We start from the raw sequence: 21,997 nt of genomic DNA, 5'->3' as shown, positions 1-21,997 counted from the left end.
CATCCGAGCTCGCCGCGTTATGTTCTCGCGACGTCATGGACGAGCTCCCCTTGCGCGCGGTGGTGATCGGCTCGGGCGTCGGCGGCGCCGCCGCGGCGCTGCTCCTTTCGCACGCCGGCGTCCCCACCCTGCTCGCGGAGAAGGAGCGTCGCCTGGGCGGCGCCGCCGCGGCGTACGAGAGGGATGGCTTCCGTGTCGATACAGGCACGCACATGCTCTGCCGCGGCGAGGAGGGCCCGCTCGGCGACGTGCTCCGTCGCGTCGGCCAGGGCGGCGCGATCACCTTCCGGCAGAGCAGCGAGCCCCCCGCGCTCTGCGTCGCGGGCGGCGCGCGCGGGGTTCGCGCCGGCGCCGCGCCGCGCGCGGGCCGCGTCGTCCTTCAGGCCGAGCTCTGGCGGCTCGCCGGCGCCGCGCGGGAGCTCGCGCGCGGCCTCGATCTCACGGCCCTGGAGGCCGCGCGCGCCGCGCGCCTCCTCGCGCACGCGGCGGCGATGCGCGACGTGGACATGGCCGCGTGCGACGACGCGACGGCCGAGGCCTACGCCGCCCGCTTCGTCCCGCGCGCCGCCGCCGCTGCCCGGCTCGGCGGCCTGCTCGGCTTGCCGCTGCTGCTGCCCGGCGCCGAGGCCTCGGCGGGCGAGGCGCTCTTCTCGTGGCGCCGGATCGCCCGCTCCGGACAGCAGCGCTACCCCGAGGGCGGCGCGGCCCGCGTCCCCGAGGTGTTCTGCCGCCTCGCCCGGGAGCTCGGCGCCGCCGTGTGGACGGGCGCGGGCGTGCGGCGCGTGCTGGTGAGCGATCGGCGCGTGCGCGGCGTGGAGCTCGAGGACGGGACCGCGCTGCCCGCGCGCATCGTGGTGAGCACGGTCGGCCTCCTGCCCACCGTCTCGGGTCTCGTGGGCGAGGCGCACTTCCCCGAGGCGTACGTGGCGCGCGCCCGCGCGCTCGCGCCGCAGCCGAGGCAGGTCCAGGTGAAGATCGGGCTGCGCAGGCGGCTCGCCGCGGCGGGCGCGCTCGCCGGCCTCGGCGGCGGCAGCGACGGCGACGGCGCGCCGGCCCTGCCGTTCTACTGCCTCGTGCCGACGCGCTTCGACCCGTCGCTCGCGCCGCCCGGTCACGAGCTCCTCTGCGCGTGCGCCGTGTCCGGCGGGCGCGGCGGCGCGTCGCGCGGCGCTCCCGCCGCGTCGGTCGACGGGCTCTTGCGCGCGCTCGCCGGCGCGGTCCCCGGGCTCCTCTCCGAGGCGATCTTCGTCGACGGCGCGCCCGCGGACGGGCGCGGCGAAGCTCTCGCTCAGGCGGGCGAGCTCGCGGCGGCGACGGCGCAGACGCCCGGCCAGGTCGGCCGCGCGCGCCCGGCGGTGTACACGCCGGTCCGAGGGCTGTACCTCGCGGGGCGCGGCGCCGGCGGGCGCGGCGCGGGGATGGAGCTCGCCGCCTCGAGCGCGATCGAGTGCGTCGATCGCATCCTCGTCGACATGGGCCGCGATCTCGGCGCGCCCGCGCCCCCCGCGCTGATCGACATCGCCGGCGATCTGCTCGGGCGCGCGGCGGCCTCGACCGTGACGTGGGCCGCGCGCCCGCGCGGCTAGGCTAGAGGCGACCGGCCGACGGCGAGGCGCCGCGCGCGCTGCGCCGCGGGGGCGCTTCAGCGCGGCGTCGAGCCCCGGTTGCCGCGCGCGAGCGCGTCGAGCGGCAGGTTCTGATCCTCGAACACGGCGTCGAGCTCCTCGCTGCTCCGCTCGCGCACGCCCGAGCGCGGCGACAGCTCGGGGCGCACCGAGGAAGGCGGGGCGAGGCGCGCTGACATCGGCGGCATCGTCCGGATCGAGGGCGGGGGCTCGGTGCCCGAGAGCGTGCCTCGCGGGACGGCGCGCGCCGAGGGGGGCGGGCTCGACAGCGTGCGCACGGAAGGCGGGCTCGGCAGGCTCCGCGCCGAGGGCGGCGGAGGGATCTGCGTGGTCGACGCCGGCATCGGCGTCGTCCGGCGCAGCGGGCCCCCCACCAGCGAGCGCGACGACGGCGGCGGCGTGCTCGGCTGCGCGCGGAAGGAGGGGGGAGGGCTCGACAGGTGCTCCGCGCGCGTCGAGGAGGGCGCCGCGCGCGTCGAGGGGGGCGGGCTCGACAGGGGACCGCTCGCGGCGACCGCCGGCTGTGCCGGGAGGCCCGAGAGCGCGCGCCCGGACGGCGGGGGCACCGAGCGAGGCGCGCCCGGCGCGGCGTGCAGGCCCGGGCCCGCCGGCAGGCGCGACGACGCCGGCGCCGTGGAGCGCAGCGACGGCGGGGACCGGAACGACGGCGGCGCGCTCGACGGAGGCACCGGCGTGGGCGAGCGGCCCGTCATCAGCGGCGTCCGGAAGGAAGGGGGGGACCCGGAGCGCGACGACGGCGGCGGCATGGTGCTCTGGCTCGACGACGGGTCGCCGCGCCGCGGGGCGAGCCGCGGGTCGGCGCTCGCGCCCTGCTTCTGCGCGGCGCGCGGGTCCGCGCCCGCGGCCCCCACGGTCTCGCTGCGCTGCGTGCCGATCAGCGTGTAGCGACCGCTTCCCTCGTCGCGCCGCACGGCGTCGCGCTGCGCGCTCATCTCGCGGGTGTCGCGCAGCGCGCCGTTCAGCATCGCCTCGAGCTCCCGCTCGCTGACCTCCTCGTCAAGCCGCACCAGCGTCGAGCGTACGTCCCGGGCGAGCGCGTCGAACTCGGCCGGGTCCATCGCGTAGACGCTGTTGGACATGACGATCGCGAGCGGTCGCCGCTCGGCGGCGATCGTCGCAGCGGTGGCGGCATCGCAGCGGTGCAGGAGCACCCCGCAGCCAGGCGCCACCGTGAGGCACAGGCTGAAGAGCGCCGGCCACGCCGGATCAAGGACCACAAGAATGCTCGGTACATGAAGCGGGGTTGCAGTGATCTGCGCGCGGCGGTCCATGGCAGATCGAGGATAACTGAAACTGCCGGGTAGATCGTAGTTCTCTTTCTCTGAATCGGTCATTTTCACTCTGCTTATACGTGCAGCTATGCGTGCAGCTGTGCGTGCAGCTGTGCGTGCTGCGATGAGGACAGCGGCGTAGATCTCCTACAGCTTCATTGTCTGTGCGCCGCGCGTTCCTGCTGCTCCTGCTGTTCGTTTCCACCGCGCGTTTCTCTGCCGCGCGTTCCTGCTGCGTGTCCCTGCTGCGCGTTCCTGCCCGCGCGCTGCGCGCCGCGCGCTGCGCGCCGCGCGCCGCGCGCCCTCCCGGCTCTCGCGTCCGCCCGGTGCGAGGTGGCGCGCCAGGTGAGGCGCGAGCGCCGCGCGCCCTCCGCCGGGATGAGCGGCGGAGGACGCGCGGCGCGGCAACGCCGGTGTCGCGGTGGGCGTCGTGTCCCCGGTGAGCGCCGAGAGATGACGTGGTGCGACGTCCGCGCCGCGCCGGGCTGCTTCCCTCGGCGGATCGAGGATCACAGCCCGGTGTAGATGGTGGCGAAGGAGGCCGCCTCGCCGCGGAGCAGCAGGTTGAGCCGCGGGTTCGGGACCTTGAAGGTGTGGATTTTTGCGTTCCTCACGTCGAGCACCGCGAAGGCGCCGCCCGGCGTGCTCTCCGCGAGGCCGTTCATGAGCAGGTTCAGCACGACCGAGACGCGCTTGGACGACAGGGGCTCGCCGCGGAAATACATCTTGATCACGTGAGGCGTCCCGTCGATGACGAGCCCGAGCTCCGGATTCACGTTGATCTCGAGATCGCCGAGGCGGTACGTCGACGAGGGCGGCTCGAACCACGTCATCTTCGACGACGCGAGGAACTTTCGGTAACCATTCACCACCGACGGGTAGATCCGGCGGCGCCGCTCGTCGTGCTGCGCGGCGAGGAAGCCGTCGAGCACGCTTGTGGGCTTTCCGCTCCTGTGCATGTCGACGATCGCCTCTCGCACCTGCCTGTAAAAGTCCGTGTGGAGCTCGTCCTTCCGCTCCTTGAACTCCCTGACGCCGGTCAGCTTGGGCGTCCCGGCCTTGAGAACGAAGTCGACAAAGTACGTGAGCGAGATCTTTTCCATGAAGTCTCCTCCAAAACGAAGCATTCTGGCGCGCCATTTACACGCGTCGTGCGATAGACACGCCGTCGCGCCGCGTTCTTGATGTCTACCATGGATAGCCATCTTGGACCCGTCCGAAAAGGGATCGATCGGACGGACATTGTCCCAACCTGTCAGGGGCGGACGGCGGGGGCGTCGCTCGTGAAAACACGTTTTATTTCATGTACTTACGTCGGTCGGAAAAGTCCTTCGCGCCCGGCCGCGCCGGGTTCGAGTAGGCTCCGCAAGGCCCTGACAGGAGCGGGGCGCGATGCGCGATGGTAATCGACAGTATCCAGCTGTTATGCGGTGGTTTTCCTGTGGAGAAACGGAGAGACCAGGACGACTCGATGCGTCGACGAGGTCGGACGCGGTCTGTCACAGCCAGGCGCGCGACAGCGCTTGACGCGCCCCGCACGGGCGAAGGCGCCCGCCCCGGCGCGGGCGAATGGGCGAGCAGCAGAGGCACATTGGCTCGGAGAGGAGCGTGAACAATGAACATCAGACCTGAGCGCGCGGGCGACGAGGCAGCGATCCGCGCTGTCCACCTCGCGGCGTTCCCCTCGGCGAGCGAGGCCGACCTGGTCGACCGGCTGCGGGACGCGGGGCGCGCGGCCGTCTCCCTCGTCGCGGAGCGCGACGGCGTCGTCGCCGGACATGTCCTGTTCAGCCCTGTGGCGATCGCCGGCCCCGGCGCGGTCGACGGAGGGCTCGGCCTCGCGCCGCTCGCGGTCGTCCCGGAGCTCCAGGGCCGCGGCGTGGGCTCCGGGCTGGCCCGAGCAGGGATCGAGGCGTGCAGGGCGGCCGGCTTCGCCTTCGCCGTCGTCCTCGGGTCGCCGGAGTACTACGCCCGGTTCGGGTTCAAGAAGGCCAGTCTGTTCGGCCTGGGCAACGAGTACGCGGCGGACGAGGCGTTCATGGCCCTGGAGCTCGCCCAGGGGTCGCTCGACGCCGCTCGAGGCGTCGCGACCTACAGCCCGGAGTTCGGCGTCTTCAAGGAATGATCTCTCACCGAGGACAGCCGGGAACCACGCCCGCCACGCGGGCACCCGGCGCGGCCTCGACGAACGGGCTTGCATACATACATGCGTGAATGTATATACAAGGGGTGCGACGGACCAAGGAGGAAGCGGCGGCGACCCGCGAGCAGATCCTCGACGCGGCGCTGCGCGTGTTCAGCCGCAAGGGGTACTCGGCGGCGACGCTGCAGGACGTCGCCGCCGAGGCCGGGCTGACGCGGGGCGCTGTCTACTGGCACTTCAAGGGCAAGGTGGAGCTTTACTCGGCGCTCGTCGGCGAGCGCTTCGCCCGGGCGAACGAGGTCTTCGCCGAGGCGCTGTCACCCCGGTACTCGCCGCTCGAGTCGATCGAGCGCCTGCTCACGCGATCGCTCGAGTACCTGGAGGAAGATCCGGAGTACCGCGCGGTCCTCTCGATCTCGCTGTTCAAGACCGAGCTCACGCCCGAGCTCGAGCCGGGGTTCCAGCAGAAGATCGCGAGCATGCGCCGCCTCGTCGACGCGGTCGCCGACCTCGTCCGCAAGGGGATCGCGGCCGGCGAGATCGACCGCGCCACCGACCCGAGGGCCGCGGCGCTCGCGGCCGTCAGCCTCGTGAACGGCGCGACGGCGCTGCACCTCATGGACCCGAAGGTGCTGGAGTCCAGGGCCGCCGTGCGCCGCATGGTCGCCACGTTCGTCCGCGGCCTCCGGCGCTGAGACAGCCAGTCTTCTCCGCGGCCGCCTCCGGCAGCCGTCTTCGTCCGCTTCGTCCGTTTCATCCGTTTCGTCCGTCAATTTACATACATTCGTGAATGTTTGCCGGAGGTGAAGCCATGTTTCTCAGGCAGTACTGGTATGTTGCCTGTGCGTCCTCGCAGCTCGGGGCGGCGCCCCGCGCGGTCCGGGTCCTCGATCAGGACATCGTCGTGTTCCGCGAAGGCGGCGGCCGTCCCCGGGCGCTCGTCGATCGCTGCTGCCACCGCGGCGTCAGGCTGTCGCTCGGGCGCGTGACCGGGGGATCGCTCGCGTGCGGATACCACGGCTGGAGGTTCGGCGGCGGCGGCGAGTGCGTGCATATCCCGTCGCTCGCGCGCGGCCGGCGCATCCCGGAGAGGTGCGGTGTCCCCTCGTTCCCGTGCGCGGAGCAGGACGGGTATGTGTGGGTCTGGCTCGGCGGCGACGGAGCCGGCGCGCCGCCCGCCGCGCCCCGGATCGACGGGTTCGCGGCGCACCGCTGGGATCAGGGCTCCGTCGAGCTCGGGTGCGCCTCGCTCAGGGGCCTCGAGAACAACCTCGACTGGTGCCATCCGGTGTTCGCGCACCCGTGGACCCACGGGCAGTTCTACATCGCGCTGCTCCGTGGCCTGCGCGAGCAGCTCCTGGAGGTGCGGCCCACGGCGGATGGGATGACGCTGAGGGGGCCTATCCGCGGGGACGGCGCGGCGTCCGACCAGCGGTCATCGCAGACGCTGCTCTCGTTCAAGCTCCCCGACCGCGTCGAGGTCCGCTCGCTGGGAGGGCCGTCGCGCCGGATCGTCCTGCACTTCGTCCCGACCGCGCCCCATCGGTGCCGCATGGAGTGGCTCGTCGCGCGGGCGCTGCCCTTCGGCGCCCGCGTGCGCTTTCGCCAGGAGGAGCCGGCGATCCTCCGGCAGGACCGGCTCCTCCTCGAGAGCGCGGAGCAGGCCGCCGCGGGCCAGGGCGAGCTCCGCGAGCACCACGTCGAGGCGGACGCGCCCACGCTGATGCTGCGCCGCATCGTCGCGTGGGCGGCGCAGGGAGAATGGGAGAAGAAGCGCGCGAGCCTGCCAGAGCGGCGGGTCGTCCGGGTGATGTCCTAGAGCGACAAACGGTTTGAAACCACGAGAAAAAGCCGAAATTTCACAGGGAGGCGGGGAGGCGGGGAGCGAGAGACGGCAAGAGAAAGAATTTTATTTTTTTTCTTCCTCCCCGCCTCCCCGCCTCCCTGTGAAATTTCTCCGGGTCTCAACGTGATCGATGTTCTAGCGGCCGTCCTCGGGGCTGGATCAGGCTGGGGTGGCCGTCCGGTCGGGCGGGGTCGCCGAGCGCCGCCACGCGGAGAGCGCGTCGATGCCGTGCTCGCCGAAGCGGGGCACGTAGTCCCGCTCCACAGCGCGCTCGAGGATCTCGCCGTAACGGGCGACAGGCATGAGGCCCCAGGCGCGGTCGTCGTCGGAGATCGCCGCGCGACGCGCGCCGCCCGCGGGCATGTAGCTCCGGCGAAGCCGCGAGAACATGGCGTGGAGCTCCCGCTCGACCAGCGCGCGCACGGCCGGCGCGCACGGCAGCTCGAGCAGGTAGCGGAGCAGCGTCCAGCCGAAGTCGCGGTGCCGCACCTCGTCGCGCAGGATGCGATCGAGCGCCCGCCGCGCGACAGGGACGGTGCACCCCTCGCGGAGCACCTTGAAGAGCGGGACCGCGACCGTCTCGCCAAGACAGAAGATCTCCACGCCCGCCCGCGCGACCGCCAGCTCGAGCGGCTCGTCTCCGCCGCTCCTGAGGCCGAGGGTCTCGCGGCGGAGCGCCGACAAGGCGCCGCCGCCCGCGAGGACGTGGACGCGGTGGCTGAGCCGCGCGTGCGCGAGCTCGTCCTTGACGATGCGCAGGCCGTCGTCGATGAGATCCGGCGACGCGCCGATCTGGATGAGCCAGAGCGTGAGGTGCTGCGTGATCGCCGCCGAGCGGTACTCGGCCTCGATGCGGCGTCCCCACTCCGCGCGCACCGCGTCGCTCGCGGGCGGGAGGGGCGATGGCTGCGCGCGCGGCGCCTGCTCCGCGGCCGCGGTGCTGTCCTGCTCTGCGTCGGGGGCGTCCGTCATGGGGTCACGCTATGCGCTGGGTATGGGTGCGGCAAGACGGGAGGCGGCGCGCGCCCGCCGAAGGCGCCCGCCCGCCGCGACAGGCGGGAGGCACGAGCGCGCCTGCCGCGGCGGCGCTCACCCCGCGGTCGTCGCCGCGGAAGGCGGCACGCAGACGTTCTTGTACGCTCCGCACGCGGCGCAGGTCGCCTCGCCGCCCGACGAGGCGCCGCAGGGGTTGACGACGACCTCCTGGCAGAGCGTCCCGGCCGGACACGCCTTGTCGGTCTCGCAAGGCAGGCTCGGGAAGCAGCCCGCCGCGGCCAGCGCCGGGGGCCCCGGCTCATCGGCGCAGCCTGGCACAAGCCACTGACATGCAGGCCCGAGGCTCGCGCACGCGCCCGCGGTGGCGGCCCTGAGGCACTCTTCCGGCGGCGGCGGGTTGCAGAAGGCCTCGTGCACCTGCCACCGCCAGGCGTCGCCTTGCAGGACGCACTCCCCGTCGACGGGCATCGGACCGCAGCCGGTGGGCATCATGAAGCCGCATGTCCCGATCCCTGCCTCGCAGGGATCCCCGTCGGCCGGCAGCTCCTCCGGGCACGCCGGCGGCGGCGGGTTGCAGGAGACAGCGACCGTCACGGACCACGTGCCGTCCTCGCCGCAGGTCACGATGGTCGGATCCGGGCAATCGGGAGGACCGTTGTAGGCGCAGCCCGCCCCGAGCTGCCAGCACGCGCTGCCGGTCGCCGGCATCTCGGCGGGGCACTCCGGGGGCGGTGGCGGGTTGCAGGACATCTCGGCCTCTACCTGCCACGCCCCGTCCACGCACCCGTAACCGATGGGGTTGTCGCAACTGTCGATGTACTCGCAGGAAAGGTCGTCCGCCTCGCAGCTCGAGCCCCTCTCCGGGATCTCCTCGGGACAGCTGCCGCCCTCCACGGTGGGGTCGCACCCCGGCAGCGCCACGGCGCCCGCGAGCGACGCCGCCGCGACGGTCACGATGAAGGGAGCCCGGAGCACCTTTCGCTTCTTCTGCATGGCCATGATTTGCTCTGTCCTTTCTGCGGCACAACATGGCGCAAGTCTGGTCCTTGCGCGTCCTGCGACTGGACTGAGCAAGCGAGATGCCAGGTAGATCTGCAGGCGGTAATGAGGTGCCAGGTCGACGGGCGGGCGGTGATCGCAAGAGCCATGAGCGAGCTCCCATGAGGCGGTAAAATGTCACGGGTATCGATCTTTTCTGCCGCGCTCCCGCCCCGCGCCTTTCCGGTCCACCCCCGGCCACCGCCTACCGGCAGGCGCCGATCTGCACGTCGTCGATGTTCCAGCCCGACATGGGCGCGCCCCCGAAGGCGATGACGGCGCTGTAGCCGAACCGCACCCGCAGACTCCGGCTCTTGTAGGGGGTGAGATCGTACGTGACGCGCCTCCACGCGGACTCGACGACATCGTCGTGGGGAGACTCGTAGACGATCCTCCAGCGCGAGCCGTCGAAGACCTCGACACGGGCCTTGTTGCGGTACGTCGCGTTCAGCCAGCGCCAGAAGGAGAGCGTGACCCGCCCGCGGACGGCCGCGTCGACGGCGGGGCTTGTCAGGTAGCGCTGCGGGTGCGGCGCGGTGACGCTCGGGCTGCGGCCGAGGAGCACGCCCGCGACGCCGTTGTCGCCGGTGAGCGTGTGATCGATCGCCGGATCGGGGGACCCCGCGCGCTGGTCGCTGGACGCCCGCGCCGGGCCGATCTCCCAGCCGGACGCGAGGCTCCACCTGGCGGCGTTGTCGGCGAAGCCGTCGGCGAAGAGGACCTCTGCGGAGCACGGCGCGACCGGGCCGTCGTTCCCGCGGGCGCCGCGGAGCGCCGCCGGGGCGCGCGCCGCCCAGTCCACCACCGGGTAAACGTCCCGCTCCGCCAGCCACGGCTCGTCCGCCGGGCCGGAGGTGCACCCCGCCGCGGCGAGACCGCACGAGACAGCGGCCCGCACAATCCACCTCTTCATGGTCGCTCCTACGAACGTGCAATGCCCCTGGCGCAGGCACCATTCCGCCGGGGCGGTCGCGCAGCGCCGAGAGCACGTGTTTGTAGGACCGAAACGGGGCGGTGGATAGCCCATGTGAGCGGCGCCCGATGCCGTGAGATCGGCGTCATGTGCCCTCTGACAGGGCCAATCCTCGGCGGCCTTGCCGAGCTCGAGCGCACGGCGAGGGGACGGCGCGGCGCGCCCGTGCCCGTCCAGCGCCGTGGAGACCCCGGCACCGGGCCATCATTGGCCTCGACGCGCACCTGCTCCAGCCCGGGCGACACGGCGGTGGACGGATCACCGCGGACCGGCCGCGGCCTCGGGCGGAGCCGGCGGGACGGGCCCGCGCGAGATCGTCTCGCGCGACAGCACGTCGGAGATCATCAGCGTGAGCAAGAGGCCGAGGAGGAGGGCCGCGACGATCATCGGGAGGGCGTTCGCGAAGCGCTGCTCGATGAGGTGCATGAAGAAGAGCAGCACCAGCACCGTCTTCGCCGTGGCGATGAGCAGCGCCGCGACGACGTCGGCCCCGCCGAGGTGGGCCAGCGAGAGGAGGTACGAGGCCAGCGTGAGCGCCATCAGGACGAGCCAGACGATCACGTAGGTCCGCGAGGAGAGGTGCTTGACGATCATGGGAGCAACGTGCCCTTAGCGGTGCATCAGGTAGAGCATCGGCCAGAGGAAGATCCAGACCACGTCGACGAGGTGCCAGTAGAGCCCGCCGAGCTCGACGTGCGTCTCGTTGCCCGCGCCGTACCGGCGCCGGAAGCACCCCCACGCGAGCCAGCCGAGGACCACGAGCCCCGCCGTGACGTGGATGGCGTGGAGCCCGGTGGTCACGAAGTACAGCGTGAAGAACACCCGCGCGCCGGCCTGCGGGAGCTCCCCGAAGCGGTAGGCGGCGCCGGGGAAGATCCCCTCGTGGAAGTGCTCGGTGTACTCGATCCCCTTCAGCGTCAGGAAGGCGGCCCCGAGCGCGATGGCGCCGAGCAGGAGGCGGCCAGCCCGCGCCGGCCGATCGAGGCGCACGGCGTAGACGCTCAGCGCGACGAGCAGGCTGCTCGTCAGGAGGATCGCCGTGTTCGCCGTGCCGATGACGGCGTTGTTGTGCGCGATGCCGGCGGCGAACTCGGCGCCGAACATCGCGCGGTAGGCGGCATACAGGCCGAAGAGCCCGCCGAACAGGAGGACCTCGCTGGCGAGGAAGATCCACATGCCGAAGTGCGCGGCGTGGGTCTGCTTCTCGAGATCCTCGAACTGCATGACGAGCCGCGCCGGGGCGAGCGGCTGCGGCTGCGGCTCAATCAGCGGTGGCTGAGATTCGGGCATGGGCCTCCTCGTCGGTCAGGTGGTAGTCGTACGGGCCGCGCTCGATGATCGGGGTCTCCGCGAAGTTGTGCTTCGTCGGGATGGGCGCCGTCAGCCACTCGTAGCTCCGGGACCGCCACGGGTTGGCCGGGGCGCGCGCCCCCCAGCGCAGGGAGATGAGGAGGTTCACCAGCGTGAGCAGCAGCGCGCCGGAGAGCAGGTAGGCGCCGCCGGTCGAGAGGACGTTCAGCCACTGGTATTGCTCCGGATAGCTGTAATAACGGCGCGGCATCCCGGCGTTGCCCAGCAGGAACTGCGGGAGGAACGTCAGGATGAAGCCCGCGAACACGCCGAAGGACGTGAGCAGCCCCATGGACTCGGAGTACATGCGGCCGAACATCTTGGGGAACCAGTAGTGCGCGGCCGCGAGGAACGCGGTGACCGTACCGCCGACCATGATGAAGTGGAAGTGGGCGACGACGAAGTACGTGTCGTGCCAGTGCACGTCGAGCGACTGGGTCGCGACGGCGACGCCCGTCATGCCCCCGAAGACGAAGAGGAACAGGAACCAGAAGAAGTAGAGCATCGGGGTGTTGAAGTGGATGGCCCCCCTCTGCAGCGTCGCCACCCAGGTGAAGACCTTGATGGCGGAGAACATCGCGACGAACATCGAGAACGCGCCGAAGATGCCGGCGTCGAGCTCGCTCATCCCGGCCACGAACATGTGGTGGCCCCACCCGGCGAAGCCGATGAGCGCGATGCCGAGCGACGAGAGGGCGATCGCCCAGTAGGACGCCGGCTGCCGCTGCGAGAAGGTGCAGACCACCTCGCTGATGACCCCGAGGGCCGGGAGCACCATGATGTAGACGGCAGGGTGAGAGTAGAACCAGAACAGGTGCTGGAACAGCACGGGATCTCCGCCCAGCGCCGGGTCGAAGACGCCGAAATGATAGACGTTGTCGAGCCCCACGAGCAGGATCGTGAGGCCGAGGACGGGGGTCGCGAGCAGCATGATGATGCTCGTGCTGTAGATGGACCACGTGAAGAGCGGCAGCCTGCCCCAGCCGAGCCCGCGGGCGCGCATCGTGTGCGTCGTGGCGATGAAGTTCACCGCCGTCATGATCGACGAGACGCCGAGGATGAAGATGCCGATCACGACCGGCATGACGGCCGCGGGGGTGACCGTGCTGTACGGCGGGTAGAACGTCCACCCGGTGTCCGCGCCCCCGGCGATCGCCGCCGCCAGCGTGACGACGGCGCCGATCGCGTACACGTAGAGGCTCGCCAGGTTGAGCCGCGGGAAGGCGAGATCCTTGGCCCCGATCATGATCGGGAGGACGAAGTTCCCGAAGATGTTCGGGATCGACGGGATCATGAAGAGCCACACCATGACCACGCCGTGGAGCGTGAACATGCGGTTGTAGGTCGACGCGTCGATCACGGTGGGCCCGGGGGTCAGCAGCTCTGTCCGGAGGACGAGCGCGAAGGCGCCGCCGAGCAGGAGCATCGGCACGATGATCGCGTAGAACATGAGCCCGATCCGCTTGTGATCGGTCGTGAGCAGCCACGAGCGCACGCCCGCGTCGGCCCGCAGATAGTCGCGCTCGTGCGCGCCGTGCGCTGGCGCTGTCCCCTCGATCTCGTGTGCGATCATGGCGTCACCCCTCCCGGCGCCGGAGCGCCTCCTCCGCTGACCCCGCCGTCCCACGGCACCACGGGGCCGTGGGGCACGTCGCGGATCGATTTCATGAGCTCGATGATCGCGGCGATGTCGGGCGGCGTGATCTGCCCCAGATACGACGGCATGACCGGCGGGAACCCGCGGTGCAGCGCGGCGAGCGGATCCATGATCGACTCCGTGAGGTAGACCTCGTCGGCGACGCGCTCGCCGCCGTCCTCGAGCGGCACGACCGAGCGGTAAAGGCCGGCCCAGGTCGGGCCGACGTGCTGCGTGCCGTCGAGGGTGTGGCACCGGAGGCAGCCGTGGCGGGCGGCGGCGTGCTCGCCGCGGGCCGGCATCGTCGGCGGCGCCGCGGCGAGCTCCTCCTCGGCCCGGGCGGCGGCCGCCCGCGCGAACGCCGGGGTGCTCGCCGCGCCGCCCGCGAGCCAGCGCTCGTAATCGGCCGGGTCGAGCGCGATCACCTGGCCGCGCATTCCCGAGTGGCTCGTGCCGCAGTACTCCGTGCAGAGGATGGGGTACGCGCCGGGCTGGGTCGCCTCGAACCAGGCCGTCGTGTACCGGCCCGGGAGGACGTCCTGCTTGATGCGAAACTCGGGCACGAAGAAGCTGTGGATGACGTCGCGAGACGTCATGATGAGCCTGACCGGCCTCCGCACCGGGACGTAGAGCACCGAGATCTCGCTCTCTCCCTCCGGATAGCCGAACTTCCACATCCACTGCTTGCCGGTGACGTAGACGTCGAGCGCGTCGTCCGGCGCCGTGCGCAGGTCGACGAACTGGCGCGTGCCGATGTTCCAGAAGGTGAGGAACAGGAAGCCGAGGCCGAAGAGCGACACCGTCTCCAGGAAGAGCGCCGGCCTGACGAGCGTCCCGGCGTGAGGACGCGCCGTGTCCTGGATCCGCCGGCGATAATGGATGAGGAAATACCCGCCGATCAGCGTGATCAGCATGGCGCCGCCCATCGTCACCCCGATGACGAAGTAGTGCAGCCCGTCGATCTCGCGGGCGAGCGAGGAGCGCTGCTCGGGCAGGAAGAGCAGCTGGCGCAGGAGCTCGTTCATCGCGCGCCCTCCTGCTTGCGGTGCCGCCACCCGCGCCACCCGAAGAAGGCGAGCAGCGCGACGACCCAGGTCAGGATGCCAGCCGCGCCGAGCCGCAGGAAGCCGGCCACATGAGGGCCGTAGCGGCGGCTCGCGGGGTCGTAGCGATAACACGTCATGAGGACGCGATCGAGCGTGGTGCCCACCTGCCCGCGGCTCGCCTCGAGGAGCGCGAGCCGGAGATCGAGGGCGGAGAACTCGATGCCATAGAGGTAGCGGGAGATGCGGCCGTCCGGCGTGAGCACGAAGACGGCCGCCGGGTGCGCGTACTGGTCCGTCTGCGCGTCGTACGCGGCGCGGAAGCCGAGATCTCCGGCGAGCGCGCGGAGCTCGGGCGGCTCGCCGGTGAGGAACGGCCAGGCGTCCGGCGCCGGCGCGCCCGTCTTGACAAGGGCGCTCAGGGAAGACAGCGTGGCTTTGCGCTTCCGCGCCGCGGCGTCCGGCGTGTCCCGGGGATCGAAGCTCACCGTGAGCGCGCGGTAGTGCTCGCCGAGCCGGTAATCGAGCTTCGCCATGCCCGAGACGAGGCCGCGCAGCACGAGGCCGCAGAGCGTCGGGCAGCGGTAATAGGCGAGGACGAGGAGGACCGGCCGCACGCCGTCGAAGTGCTCGGCGAGCGGCGCGCTCCGGCCATCCATGTCCGTGAACGGGAGCGACGTGTCGATGGCGCTCCCGGGGCGCTCGTCGATGCCGGCCTCGCGCGCGGCGGGCGGGAGCGCGGGCGGATCCGCGGCGGCCGCGAGCGGCGCGCGCGAGAGCGCCAGCGCGAGCAGCGCCGCGGCGGACAGCGGGAGCGGCCGCATCAGCGGCTCTCCTCCGCGACGAGTCGCATCGCTTCCTCGATCGGGATCTGCACGAGCCCGCGCTCCCGGTCGACCCAGCCGAAGCGGCTGAGCTCCTCGTGCTTCCGGCGATTGAGCACCTCGCCGAGGCCCTCCTCGCCGCTGGCCTTGCGCTGGAAGATCCGCTGATCCACCCCGGCCACCACGCCGCGCGGCTGGAAGCCCGCGCGCATGGCCTCCGCGCTCCTCCCCGCCGGGCGGAGCTCCGCCTCGCGGTCGCGCAGGATCGTCCACGACCAGATGGCCAGGACGAGGAAGATCACGTTCACGGCGAACGAGATGGCCAGGATGCGCCGCCAGGGGACGAGATCGTCTTCCTGGCGCACGTCGGGACGTCGGTAATGGGAGGTCATACGCTCTCGTAACGGAGTGCGGCCGGCAGCGCCGGGTCGTTGACGGGGACGAGCGGCTTGCCGCGCTGCCGGAGCGCGGCGAACGCGACGCACGGGCCGACGACGGCGAGGAGCGCCGCGAGATCGAGCCAGTGGTACGGCGCGCGGGCGCCGGAGGCCTCGGGCACGACGAGCCAGTGCATGTCGAGGTAGTGCGCGGCGAGGACCCAGGCGGCGACGGCCGACAGCCAGGCTGGCCTCCGCTTGATCCCGTAGTTGAGCAGGATCACGAAGGGGATGACGAAGCGCGCGAGGACCATGACGAGGGTCGCTGTCCCCCACGGGCCGTGGTAGCGGCGGAGGTAGAACTCGACCTCTTCCGGCTTGTCCGCGATCCACATCAGCATGAACTGGAAGAACGCGGCGTAGGCCCAGAAGATGGTGAACGCGAGGAGCAGCCGGCCCAGCGCGTAGTAGTGCGACGCGCTGAGCCCGGGCAGGAGCCCGGCGCGATCCGCGGTGAACGCGAGGGCCGTGAGCAGCGCTATCGCCGCGACGAAGCCGCCGGCGAAGACGTACACGGGGAACATCGTCGAGACCCACGTCGGCGCGAGGGACATGAGCCAGTCGAACGAGGCGAACGAGAGCGCGAGCGCGACGGGCGGCAGGCCGCCGATGCTGAGCGCGCGGAGCCGCCCGCCGCCCGCGAGCGCCGGGCTCGCGTCGCCGCGGAGCGAGCCGCGGCGGAGCAGGGCGCCGAGGGCGAGCCACACGACGAAATAGACGCCCGTCCTCACGAGGAAGAAGGGGAGGTTCAGGTAAGGCGTCTTGTGGATCAGGGCCGCTCGGACGTGCTCGTCATGGACCGACTCGGGGTGGAGCCAGTCGCCGTAGAGGGCGTCGAGCCCGAACAGGAGCGGGAGGAACAGCAGGGCGAGGACCGGCAGCGCCGAGACGATCGCCTCCGTGAGGCGGCGGACGGCGACTGGCCACGTCGCGCTCATCGCGTGGCAGATCATGAGGAAGATGAGCGCGCCCACCGCGGTGGTCACGGCGTAGGCGTAGGCCGCGAGGTACGCGTAGAAGACGCGCTCACGGTCGACGAACCCGCCGGCGACGAGCAGGAGGGCGCCGAGGAGCGCGAGGCCGAGGGACCGCGAGATGAGCGCGCGGCCCCCGCGGAAGATGGGAATGCGCCGGTTCACGGGAGCTCCTTCCTGGCGCGCTCCTGGAGAGGTTGGGGGAGCGCGTCGAGCGCGGCGGCGCGGCTCCTCCCGAGCGCCTTGACGTAGGCCACGATGGCCCAGCGCTCCCGGAGGGGGATCTGCGGCTCGTACGAGCGCATGAGCCCGTAGCCCTCGACGATGGTCTGGTAGATGCGGCCGGGCGGGAACGCCTGCACGCGCGAGTCGACGAGCGACGGCGGGCGCCGCTGCGTCATGTTCCGCGCGACCTCCGACTCGCCATCTCCGGCGACCCCGTGGCAGGCGGCGCAGAAGATCTCGAAGCGCCCCTGGCCGTACCGGATCAGCTCCAGCGTGACCGGGACGGGGATGCGCGCGACGTGCGCGCCGCCCGCGACGCCCCGCGTGAGCCCGGGATCGCCGGTCACCCGGTCGTTCGGCACCGTGCCCTCGGGCGGGTGGCGCATGACGGCGCCGTCGTCGAAGAGCTCCGACGGCTCGTAGGGGGCGTAGCGCTTCTGGCGGATCATGCGCTCGAGATCCAGCGCGTTGGCCTCGCCGGGCTCGGGGTCGCTCGGGGTCGCCGGGGCGCACGAGAGGCAGAGCGCGCAGAGCGTGCAGAGCGTGCAGATCGTCGAAGCGAGGCAGGAGAGCGTCGCGAGCAGGCCGCGCCTCACGAGCGCTCCCTCCCGGCCCAGGCGACGGTGGTCGCGCCGAGATCGGTGAGATCGCGCTCGGCGATGGGCCTGATGAGCGCCGGATCGCGGGCGTCGATGCCGATCCAGAACCGATCGATCGAGGCGCGCTCGAACCCCGGGACGTCGAACACCGGATTCCAGAGCTCGGGCAGCCGCGTGAGGAAGAGCAGCGCCACGAACCCCATGAGGGCGGCCGTGAGCACCGTCATCTCGAAGGTGATCGGCACGAAGGCCGGCGCCGCGTGCTGCGGCCGCCCGCCGACGTTGAGCGGGTAGTCGTACGCGTTGTTGTACCACTGCACGAGGTAGCCTCCGGCGCCACCCGCGAGCGCGAAGGGCAGGACGATCCAGTTGAGCGGCGATCGGCGGAGGCCGAGCGCCGCCTCGGCGCCGTGCACCGGGTACGGCGTGAACGCGTCGAGCCGCCGGTATCCGCGGCTGCGGAGCTCCGCGAGCGCCCGGAGCATCGCCTCGGGCGTCTCGAACTCGGCGAGCAGTCCTCTCTTCATCTCAGTGCTCCTCCTTGCTGAGCTCGTGGTTCAGCTCCTTGACCTCGGCCACGGGGATGAACGGGAAGAGGCGCAGGAAGATCAGGAAGAGCAGCAGGAAGAAGCTGATCGTCCCGGCGAACATCGAGAGATCGACCCACGTCGGGCGGTAGGCGTGCCACGCCGACGGGATGAACTCGCGCTGCAGCGACATGACGATGATCACGAACCGCTCGGACCACATCCCGACGTTCACGAGGATCGAGATGATCCAGAGCAGGGCCATGTTCCTCCGGACCCGCGAGGACCAGAGCAGCTGCGGGACGAGCACGTTGCAGATCATCTGCGCCCAGAAGACGGCGGCGTTCGGCCCGCTCGGGCGCGCCACGAAGTACTGATAGATCTCGTACTCCGAGGCGCTGTACCAGGCGGCGAAGAACTCGATGATGTACGAGTAGATGACGATCCACGCGGTGACGAGCGTCAGGTGGCTCAGGTTGTCGATGTGCCGCTGGGTGACGATGTTCCCGAGGTGGAAGACCCGGCGCGCCGGGATGAGCAGCGTCAGCACCATCGCGAAGCCGGAGAAGATGGCCCCGGCGACGAAGAACGGGGGGAAGATGGTCGAGTGCCAGCCCGGCACGAGCGCCATCGCGAAATCGGTGCTCACGATCGAGTGGACCGAGAGCACGAGCGGCGTCGCGAGCCCGGCGAGCAGCCCGTAGAGGAGCCGGTAGTGGCGGAAGTCGCGCGCGGAGCCGCGCCAGCCGAGCGACAGGACGCCGTAGATGACCCGCCGGCGGCGGTCGGGGGCGCGGTCGCGGAGCGCCGCGAAGTCGGGGACGAGCCCGAGGTACCAGAAGACGAGAGAGACCGTGAAGTACGTGAAGACGGCCGCGGCGTCCCACGGCAGCGCGCTCTTGAACTGGGGCCAGACCCGGAGCGTCGAGGGGTAGGGGACGAGCCAGTAGGCGAACCACGGCCGGCCGAGGTGCAGGAGCGGATAGAGGCCCGCCTGGATGACGGCGAAGAGCGTCATCGCCTCGGCGAACCGGTTGATGCTCGTGCGCCAGCGCTGCTCGAGCAGGAGCAGGATCGCGGAGATGAACGTCCCCGCGTGGCCGATTCCGACCCAGAAAACGAAGTTGATGATCCCGAACGCCCAGCCGACAGGGATGTTGTTGCCCCAGACCCCGATCCCGGTGACGACGGTGTAGGTGACGGTCACCGCGAGCAGGGCGGTCCCGGCCCCGGCGAGGGCGAACGCCGCCGACCACAGCCTGGATCGCGGCTTCCACACGACCGACAGGAGATCGTCCGAGAGCGCCGCGTCGGTGGGCCGGCCGAGGAGGAGGGGCTCGGTCACGGCTCGTCGAGCTCCGGGTTCGTGTTGTCGATGCGCGCGAGGTAGATGTTCCTCGGCCGGGTGCCCTGGTCGTGGAGCACCTCGAAGCTCCGCGGCTCGCCCCGCCACGCGACCATCTCCGTCTCCTTGTGCTCGAGCGAGCCGAACTGGATCGCCCGCGTCGGACACGCCTGCTGGCAGGCGGTGACGACCTCTCCCGGCCGGATCGCGCGCTGCTCGACGCGCGCGGCGATCTCCGCGCGGCGGATCCGCTGCACGCAGTACGTGCACTTCTCCATGACGCCGCGCTCCCGCACGGTCACGTCGGGGTTGCGCTGGAGCCGCGCGAGCCCGTCGTTGTAGGCGTGGAGCTCGGTGAAGTCGAACCAGTTGAACCGGCGGACTTTGTAAGGACAGTTGTTCGAGCAGAACCGCGTCCCGACGCAGCGGTTGTAGGTCATCTCGTTGAGGCCGTCGGGGCTGTGCGTCGTCGCGTTGACGGGGCACACGTACTCACACGGCGCCTTCTCGCAGTGCTGGCACAGCATGGGCTGGTGCACGACGCGCGGGTCGCGCGGGTCGCCGGAGTAGTAGGTGTCGATCCGGAGCCAGTGCATCTCGCGGCTCTTCAGGACCTCCTCTCTCCCCACCACGAGGACGTTGTTCTCGGCCTGACACGCGACCATGCACGAGCTGCACCCGGTGCAGATCGTGAGATCGATCGTCATCGCCCACTGCGCGAGCGGCACCCCGGGGGCAGGCGCCACGGGCATCAAGGACGGCTGCGGCCCCTTGAGCGCTTCCGTGAAGTCGGGGTGCTCGCGGTAGACGGCGAGGGGAACCGAGAGCGCGATGGGGCGCCCTTGCAGGCTGAAGTGCCGCTGCGTCAGGGCGAGCGGGTGCTTCTGGCCCGGCCGCTTCTTCACCGACGCGCCCGCCGCGAAGAACGGCGCGTCCGCGGTCCGGAGCCGGTACGCGTCGAACCCCACGCCGGCGGCGATCGACTCGGCGCCGCTGCGCCCGTAGCCGAGCTTCAGCGACACGGTCCCGTCGGCGTGGCCCGGCGCGACGAGCACCGGTATCGAGAGACTTCGCCCGCGGAGCTCTATGTCGACCATGTCCTCGCTCTCGACGCCGAGCGCCTTGGCCGTCTCCGGGCTGAGCAGCGCGGCGTTGTCCCAGGTGAGCTTGGTCGTGGGATCGGGCAGCTCGAGCAGCCACGGGTTGTTGGCGAACCGGCCGTCATAGACGGTCGCGTCGGTCGAGAAGGCGACCTCGATGGTGTCCGCCGGCGCCGGGGCCGTCGCGGCGAGCTGCCCGAGCGCCGCGGCGATGCCGTCCGGCCGCAGCGCGGTGGCCTCGCGCGGGGCCGCGGTGCCCTCGACGAGCCCGCGCCGGAGCGCGTCCTCCCAGAACGCGTCGAAATCGTCGCCGCCCCGGCGCGCCCGCCAGGCGTCGCGGAGCAGCTCGCGCGCGCTCCGGCGCGGCTCTCCCGCGAACACCGTGAGCACCTCGGCGGCCGTCCTGCCCTGGAAGAGCGGCTCGATGAGCGGCTGGACCAGCGAGATCGTGCCGTCGTAGGCGCGCGCGTCGCCCCAGGCCTCGAGCTCGTGCGCGGCGGGCACGAACCAGTCGCAGCCGGCCGCCGTCTCGTCCTCGTAGAGCCCGAGGTAGACCCGGCTCCGGACGGCGCGCAGCAGCGCGGAGAGCTCGAGATCTGCCGGCGCGGTGTACGCCACGTTGTCTTCGAGGATCACGAGGGTGTCGACGCCGCCCCTCCGGATCTCGTCGGCGAGCGCGGCGAGGTCCTGCTCCGCGGCGCCGGCCGCGATCAGCGTCCCCGGGGTGGCCCACGCCGCGCGGTCGTTGCGGAGCGCCGCGTTCATGACGTGCGCGAGCGCGTGGACCGGCGGCGGCTGCCGCTCCCCGGCGACGACGACGCTCGCCGCGCCGCCGCGCGCGAGGTCGCGCGCGAGCGCCTGGATGAACGGCCGGTCCTCCGCGCGCACCCGCGGCTGGAGCAGCCCGAGCGGCTGGAGCGCGCCGAGCGCCTCCGCAGGGACGGCCCCCCCGGGGCGCGCGCCCTCCGCGAGGAGCAGCTCCGCCGCGATCGCCGCGGCGATCGCCGGCACCTCGCTCGGGCGCCGGCGCAGGCGGTGATCGGCCATGCTCCCGGTCGGGGTCAGCCCGGGCTCGACGACGTAGAGCCGGCTCATCGTGCCCGTCGGCGAGCCGATGCGCCTGCGCTCCGCGAACTGGCGCGCGTACCGCAAGCTGAACGGCATCGACGCGAGGAAGTCCGCGTCGAGCGAGAGGATGACGTCCGCTGTCCGGAAGTCGTACTGCGCCTGGAGCGGCGCGCCGAAGGCGAGCTCGGCCCCGCGCGCCGCGTGCGGCGACCGGGCGGGCGCGTGGAACGTGAACCGGGCCGCCGGATGGCGCTCCTGGATGCGGCCGATGAGGTCGAGCAAGAGCGGCGAGCCGGTGGGCCTGAGGACGAAGCGGAGCCCGGCGCCGCGGTCGTCCCGCGCGCCCGCGAACTGCTCGACGAACGCCTCCCACGCCGCCGGCCCGGCGCCGCGCCGCGCCGCGCGCGCCCGGTGCTGATCGTAGAGGCCGAGCACCGACGCCTGCTCGTGGACGCCGGTCGCGCCGAGGCTCGCCGGGTGCTCCGGGTTGCCCTCGACCTTCGTCGGCCGCCCCTCGTGGTTCTCGACGAGGACGCCGGTGGCGAACCCGTCGAGCTCCAGGCTGGTCGCGTAGTAACGGAGGAGCCCCGGGGTCACCTCCGGCGGCGTGCTCACGTACGGGACGATCCTGTCCGCGGGCTTGGCGTTGCACCCGGACACGCCGGCGAGGGCCATGCTCGCGCCGAGGAGCTTGAGCCAGCTCCGCCGGGTCAGCGCGCCGGGGCTGTCGCCATCGACGAGGGGCGCGGCGAGGAGCGCGCCGGGGAGCGCCCGCGCCGCGGCGTCGCGGAGCTCCGGTGTCTCGAGGAGCTCCGCGAGGCTGCGCCAGTAGGCCTTGCCGGTCTTGCCGTCGAGCGCGGGGCTCCATGGGGTCTGTGTTCGGTCAGCCATCATCCCTCTTCAGATCATCGGTGGATCGGCGCCGCCGCCGGTGCTGCTCTCCCCTGCTCGCCGCG

At 71.8% G+C, this 21,997-nt stretch carries 20 protein-coding genes; 4 read left to right on the top strand and 16 right to left on the bottom strand.

The genetic code is table 11. From position 1 onward, the window contains the following. Positions 1 to 35: 35 nt before the first annotated feature. The gene (locus WME85_RS28065) at positions 36 to 1,586 is read left to right on the top strand and encodes a phytoene desaturase family protein (protein ID WP_437825484.1); all 1,551 of its coding nucleotides are present in this window, start codon (positions 36 to 38) and stop codon (positions 1,584 to 1,586) included. A 56-nt stretch (positions 1,587 to 1,642) separates the two neighbouring features. Here the strand turns inward: WME85_RS28065 and WME85_RS28060 are convergent, their stop codons facing one another. Together WME85_RS28060 and WME85_RS28055 are read right to left on the bottom strand one after the other, a co-directional pair. Beyond that, on the bottom strand, positions 1,643 to 2,863 hold the full coding sequence (locus WME85_RS28060; protein WP_437825482.1) for a hypothetical protein: 1,221 nt from the start codon (positions 2,861 to 2,863) through the stop codon (positions 1,643 to 1,645). Between the two features lie 563 nt (positions 2,864 to 3,426). After that, complete coding sequence (locus tag WME85_RS28055) at positions 3,427 to 4,020, bottom strand: hypothetical protein (protein ID WP_437302104.1); 594 nt, start codon at positions 4,018 to 4,020, stop codon at positions 3,427 to 3,429. A 512-nt stretch (positions 4,021 to 4,532) separates the two neighbouring features. On the opposite strand from WME85_RS28055, the gene WME85_RS28050 reads away from it, so the two are divergent. The 3 genes from WME85_RS28050 (at position 4,533) to WME85_RS28040 (ending at position 6,879) form a co-directional block, all read left to right on the top strand. Next, positions 4,533 to 5,042, top strand: coding sequence for a GNAT family N-acetyltransferase (locus WME85_RS28050; protein ID WP_437825480.1), 510 nt, complete (start codon positions 4,533 to 4,535; stop codon positions 5,040 to 5,042). Positions 5,043 to 5,146: 104 nt separating this feature from the next. After that, positions 5,147 to 5,755 carry a TetR family transcriptional regulator gene (locus WME85_RS28045; RefSeq protein ID WP_437751359.1) on the top strand — a complete coding sequence of 203 codons (609 nt, stop codon included), beginning with the start codon at positions 5,147 to 5,149 and terminating at the stop codon, positions 5,753 to 5,755. A gap of 116 nt (positions 5,756 to 5,871) precedes the next feature. Beyond that, positions 5,872 to 6,879, top strand: a complete 1,008-nt coding sequence (locus WME85_RS28040) for a Rieske 2Fe-2S domain-containing protein (RefSeq protein WP_437825478.1) — start codon at positions 5,872 to 5,874, stop codon at positions 6,877 to 6,879. Between the two features lie 186 nt (positions 6,880 to 7,065). Here the strand turns inward: WME85_RS28040 and WME85_RS28035 are convergent, their stop codons facing one another. The 14 genes from WME85_RS28035 to WME85_RS27970 form a co-directional block, all read right to left on the bottom strand. Beyond that, complete coding sequence (locus WME85_RS28035; RefSeq protein ID WP_437825476.1) at positions 7,066 to 7,878, bottom strand: ferritin-like domain-containing protein; 813 nt, start codon at positions 7,876 to 7,878, stop codon at positions 7,066 to 7,068. Between the two features lie 117 nt (positions 7,879 to 7,995). Further along, positions 7,996 to 8,895: a hypothetical protein gene (locus tag WME85_RS28030; RefSeq protein ID WP_437825474.1), complete on the bottom strand. Its 900-nt coding sequence runs from the start codon at positions 8,893 to 8,895 to the stop codon at positions 7,996 to 7,998. A gap of 250 nt (positions 8,896 to 9,145) precedes the next feature. Further along, positions 9,146 to 9,853 (bottom strand): hypothetical protein, encoded by a 708-nt coding sequence (locus WME85_RS28025; RefSeq protein ID WP_437825472.1) that lies wholly within the window; start codon positions 9,851 to 9,853, stop codon positions 9,146 to 9,148. Between the two features lie 318 nt (positions 9,854 to 10,171). Then, positions 10,172 to 10,507 (bottom strand): cytochrome C oxidase subunit IV family protein, encoded by a 336-nt coding sequence (locus WME85_RS28020; RefSeq protein WP_437825470.1) that lies wholly within the window; start codon positions 10,505 to 10,507, stop codon positions 10,172 to 10,174. A 15-nt stretch (positions 10,508 to 10,522) separates the two neighbouring features. Beyond that, positions 10,523 to 11,203 (bottom strand): cytochrome c oxidase subunit 3 family protein, encoded by a 681-nt coding sequence (locus WME85_RS28015; protein WP_437302096.1) that lies wholly within the window; start codon positions 11,201 to 11,203, stop codon positions 10,523 to 10,525. After that, positions 11,175 to 12,836: a cytochrome c oxidase subunit I gene (locus tag WME85_RS28010; protein WP_437825468.1), complete on the bottom strand. Its 1,662-nt coding sequence runs from the start codon at positions 12,834 to 12,836 to the stop codon at positions 11,175 to 11,177. Before WME85_RS28010 ends, WME85_RS28015 begins: the two co-directional genes overlap by 29 nt. Continuing rightward, entirely contained in the window at positions 12,833 to 13,924 is a 1,092-nt protein-coding gene (gene coxB, locus WME85_RS28005) for a cytochrome c oxidase subunit II (RefSeq protein WP_437825466.1), read from the bottom strand. The genes WME85_RS28010 and coxB overlap by 4 nt, the downstream gene beginning before the upstream one ends. Next, entirely contained in the window at positions 13,921 to 14,766 is an 846-nt protein-coding gene (locus tag WME85_RS28000) for an SCO family protein (protein WP_437825464.1), read from the bottom strand. Before WME85_RS28000 ends, coxB begins: the two co-directional genes overlap by 4 nt. Further along, entirely contained in the window at positions 14,766 to 15,158 is a 393-nt protein-coding gene (locus tag WME85_RS27995) for a hypothetical protein (protein ID WP_437825462.1), read from the bottom strand. The genes WME85_RS28000 and WME85_RS27995 overlap by 1 nt, the downstream gene beginning before the upstream one ends. Then, positions 15,155 to 16,342, bottom strand: coding sequence for a hypothetical protein (locus tag WME85_RS27990; protein ID WP_437825460.1), 1,188 nt, complete (start codon positions 16,340 to 16,342; stop codon positions 15,155 to 15,157). The genes WME85_RS27995 and WME85_RS27990 overlap by 4 nt, the downstream gene beginning before the upstream one ends. Continuing rightward, positions 16,339 to 16,998, bottom strand: coding sequence for a c-type cytochrome (locus WME85_RS27985; RefSeq protein ID WP_437825458.1), 660 nt, complete (start codon positions 16,996 to 16,998; stop codon positions 16,339 to 16,341). The genes WME85_RS27990 and WME85_RS27985 overlap by 4 nt, the downstream gene beginning before the upstream one ends. Further along, positions 16,995 to 17,528, bottom strand: coding sequence for a DUF3341 domain-containing protein (locus tag WME85_RS27980; RefSeq protein WP_437825456.1), 534 nt, complete (start codon positions 17,526 to 17,528; stop codon positions 16,995 to 16,997). Before WME85_RS27980 ends, WME85_RS27985 begins: the two co-directional genes overlap by 4 nt. 1 nt (position 17,529) lies before the next feature. Further along, on the bottom strand, positions 17,530 to 18,873 hold the full coding sequence (gene nrfD / locus WME85_RS27975) for an NrfD/PsrC family molybdoenzyme membrane anchor subunit (RefSeq protein WP_437825455.1): 1,344 nt from the start codon (positions 18,871 to 18,873) through the stop codon (positions 17,530 to 17,532). Next, positions 18,870 to 21,935: a TAT-variant-translocated molybdopterin oxidoreductase gene (locus WME85_RS27970; RefSeq protein WP_437825454.1), complete on the bottom strand. Its 3,066-nt coding sequence runs from the start codon at positions 21,933 to 21,935 to the stop codon at positions 18,870 to 18,872. Before WME85_RS27970 ends, nrfD begins: the two co-directional genes overlap by 4 nt. Between the last annotated feature and the right edge of the window lie 62 nt (positions 21,936 to 21,997).

It is taken from the genome of Sorangium sp. So ce1153 (genome assembly GCF_051521595.1).
Lineage (GTDB): Bacteria > Myxococcota_A > Polyangia > Polyangiales > Polyangiaceae > Sorangium.
The sequence above is the reverse complement of the archived record's forward strand: the minus strand, read 5'-3'. Positions and strand labels throughout refer to the sequence as shown.

Coding starts and splice junctions, on each gene's coding strand:
- WME85_RS28030 (WP_437825474.1), bottom strand. CDS start 8,895: ATGCAGAAGAAGCGAAAGGTGCTCCGGGCTCCCTTCATCGTGACCGTC.
- WME85_RS28050 (WP_437825480.1), top strand. CDS start 4,533: ATGAACATCAGACCTGAGCGCGCGGGCGACGAGGCAGCGATCCGCGCT.
- WME85_RS27970 (WP_437825454.1), bottom strand. CDS start 21,935: ATGATGGCTGACCGAACACAGACCCCATGGAGCCCCGCGCTCGACGGC.
- WME85_RS28025 (WP_437825472.1), bottom strand. CDS start 9,853: ATGAAGAGGTGGATTGTGCGGGCCGCTGTCTCGTGCGGTCTCGCCGCG.
- WME85_RS28000 (WP_437825464.1), bottom strand. CDS start 14,766: ATGCGGCCGCTCCCGCTGTCCGCCGCGGCGCTGCTCGCGCTGGCGCTC.
- WME85_RS28040 (WP_437825478.1), top strand. CDS start 5,872: ATGTTTCTCAGGCAGTACTGGTATGTTGCCTGTGCGTCCTCGCAGCTC.
- WME85_RS27995 (WP_437825462.1), bottom strand. CDS start 15,158: ATGACCTCCCATTACCGACGTCCCGACGTGCGCCAGGAAGACGATCTC.
- WME85_RS28010 (WP_437825468.1), bottom strand. CDS start 12,836: ATGATCGCACACGAGATCGAGGGGACAGCGCCAGCGCACGGCGCGCAC.
- WME85_RS28065 (WP_437825484.1), top strand. CDS start 36: ATGGACGAGCTCCCCTTGCGCGCGGTGGTGATCGGCTCGGGCGTCGGC.
- WME85_RS28020 (WP_437825470.1), bottom strand. CDS start 10,507: ATGATCGTCAAGCACCTCTCCTCGCGGACCTACGTGATCGTCTGGCTC.
- WME85_RS28055 (WP_437302104.1), bottom strand. CDS start 4,020: ATGGAAAAGATCTCGCTCACGTACTTTGTCGACTTCGTTCTCAAGGCC.
- WME85_RS28035 (WP_437825476.1), bottom strand. CDS start 7,878: ATGACGGACGCCCCCGACGCAGAGCAGGACAGCACCGCGGCCGCGGAG.
- coxB (WP_437825466.1), bottom strand. CDS start 13,924: ATGAACGAGCTCCTGCGCCAGCTGCTCTTCCTGCCCGAGCAGCGCTCC.
- WME85_RS28015 (WP_437302096.1), bottom strand. CDS start 11,203: ATGCCCGAATCTCAGCCACCGCTGATTGAGCCGCAGCCGCAGCCGCTC.
- WME85_RS27980 (WP_437825456.1), bottom strand. CDS start 17,528: ATGAAGAGAGGACTGCTCGCCGAGTTCGAGACGCCCGAGGCGATGCTC.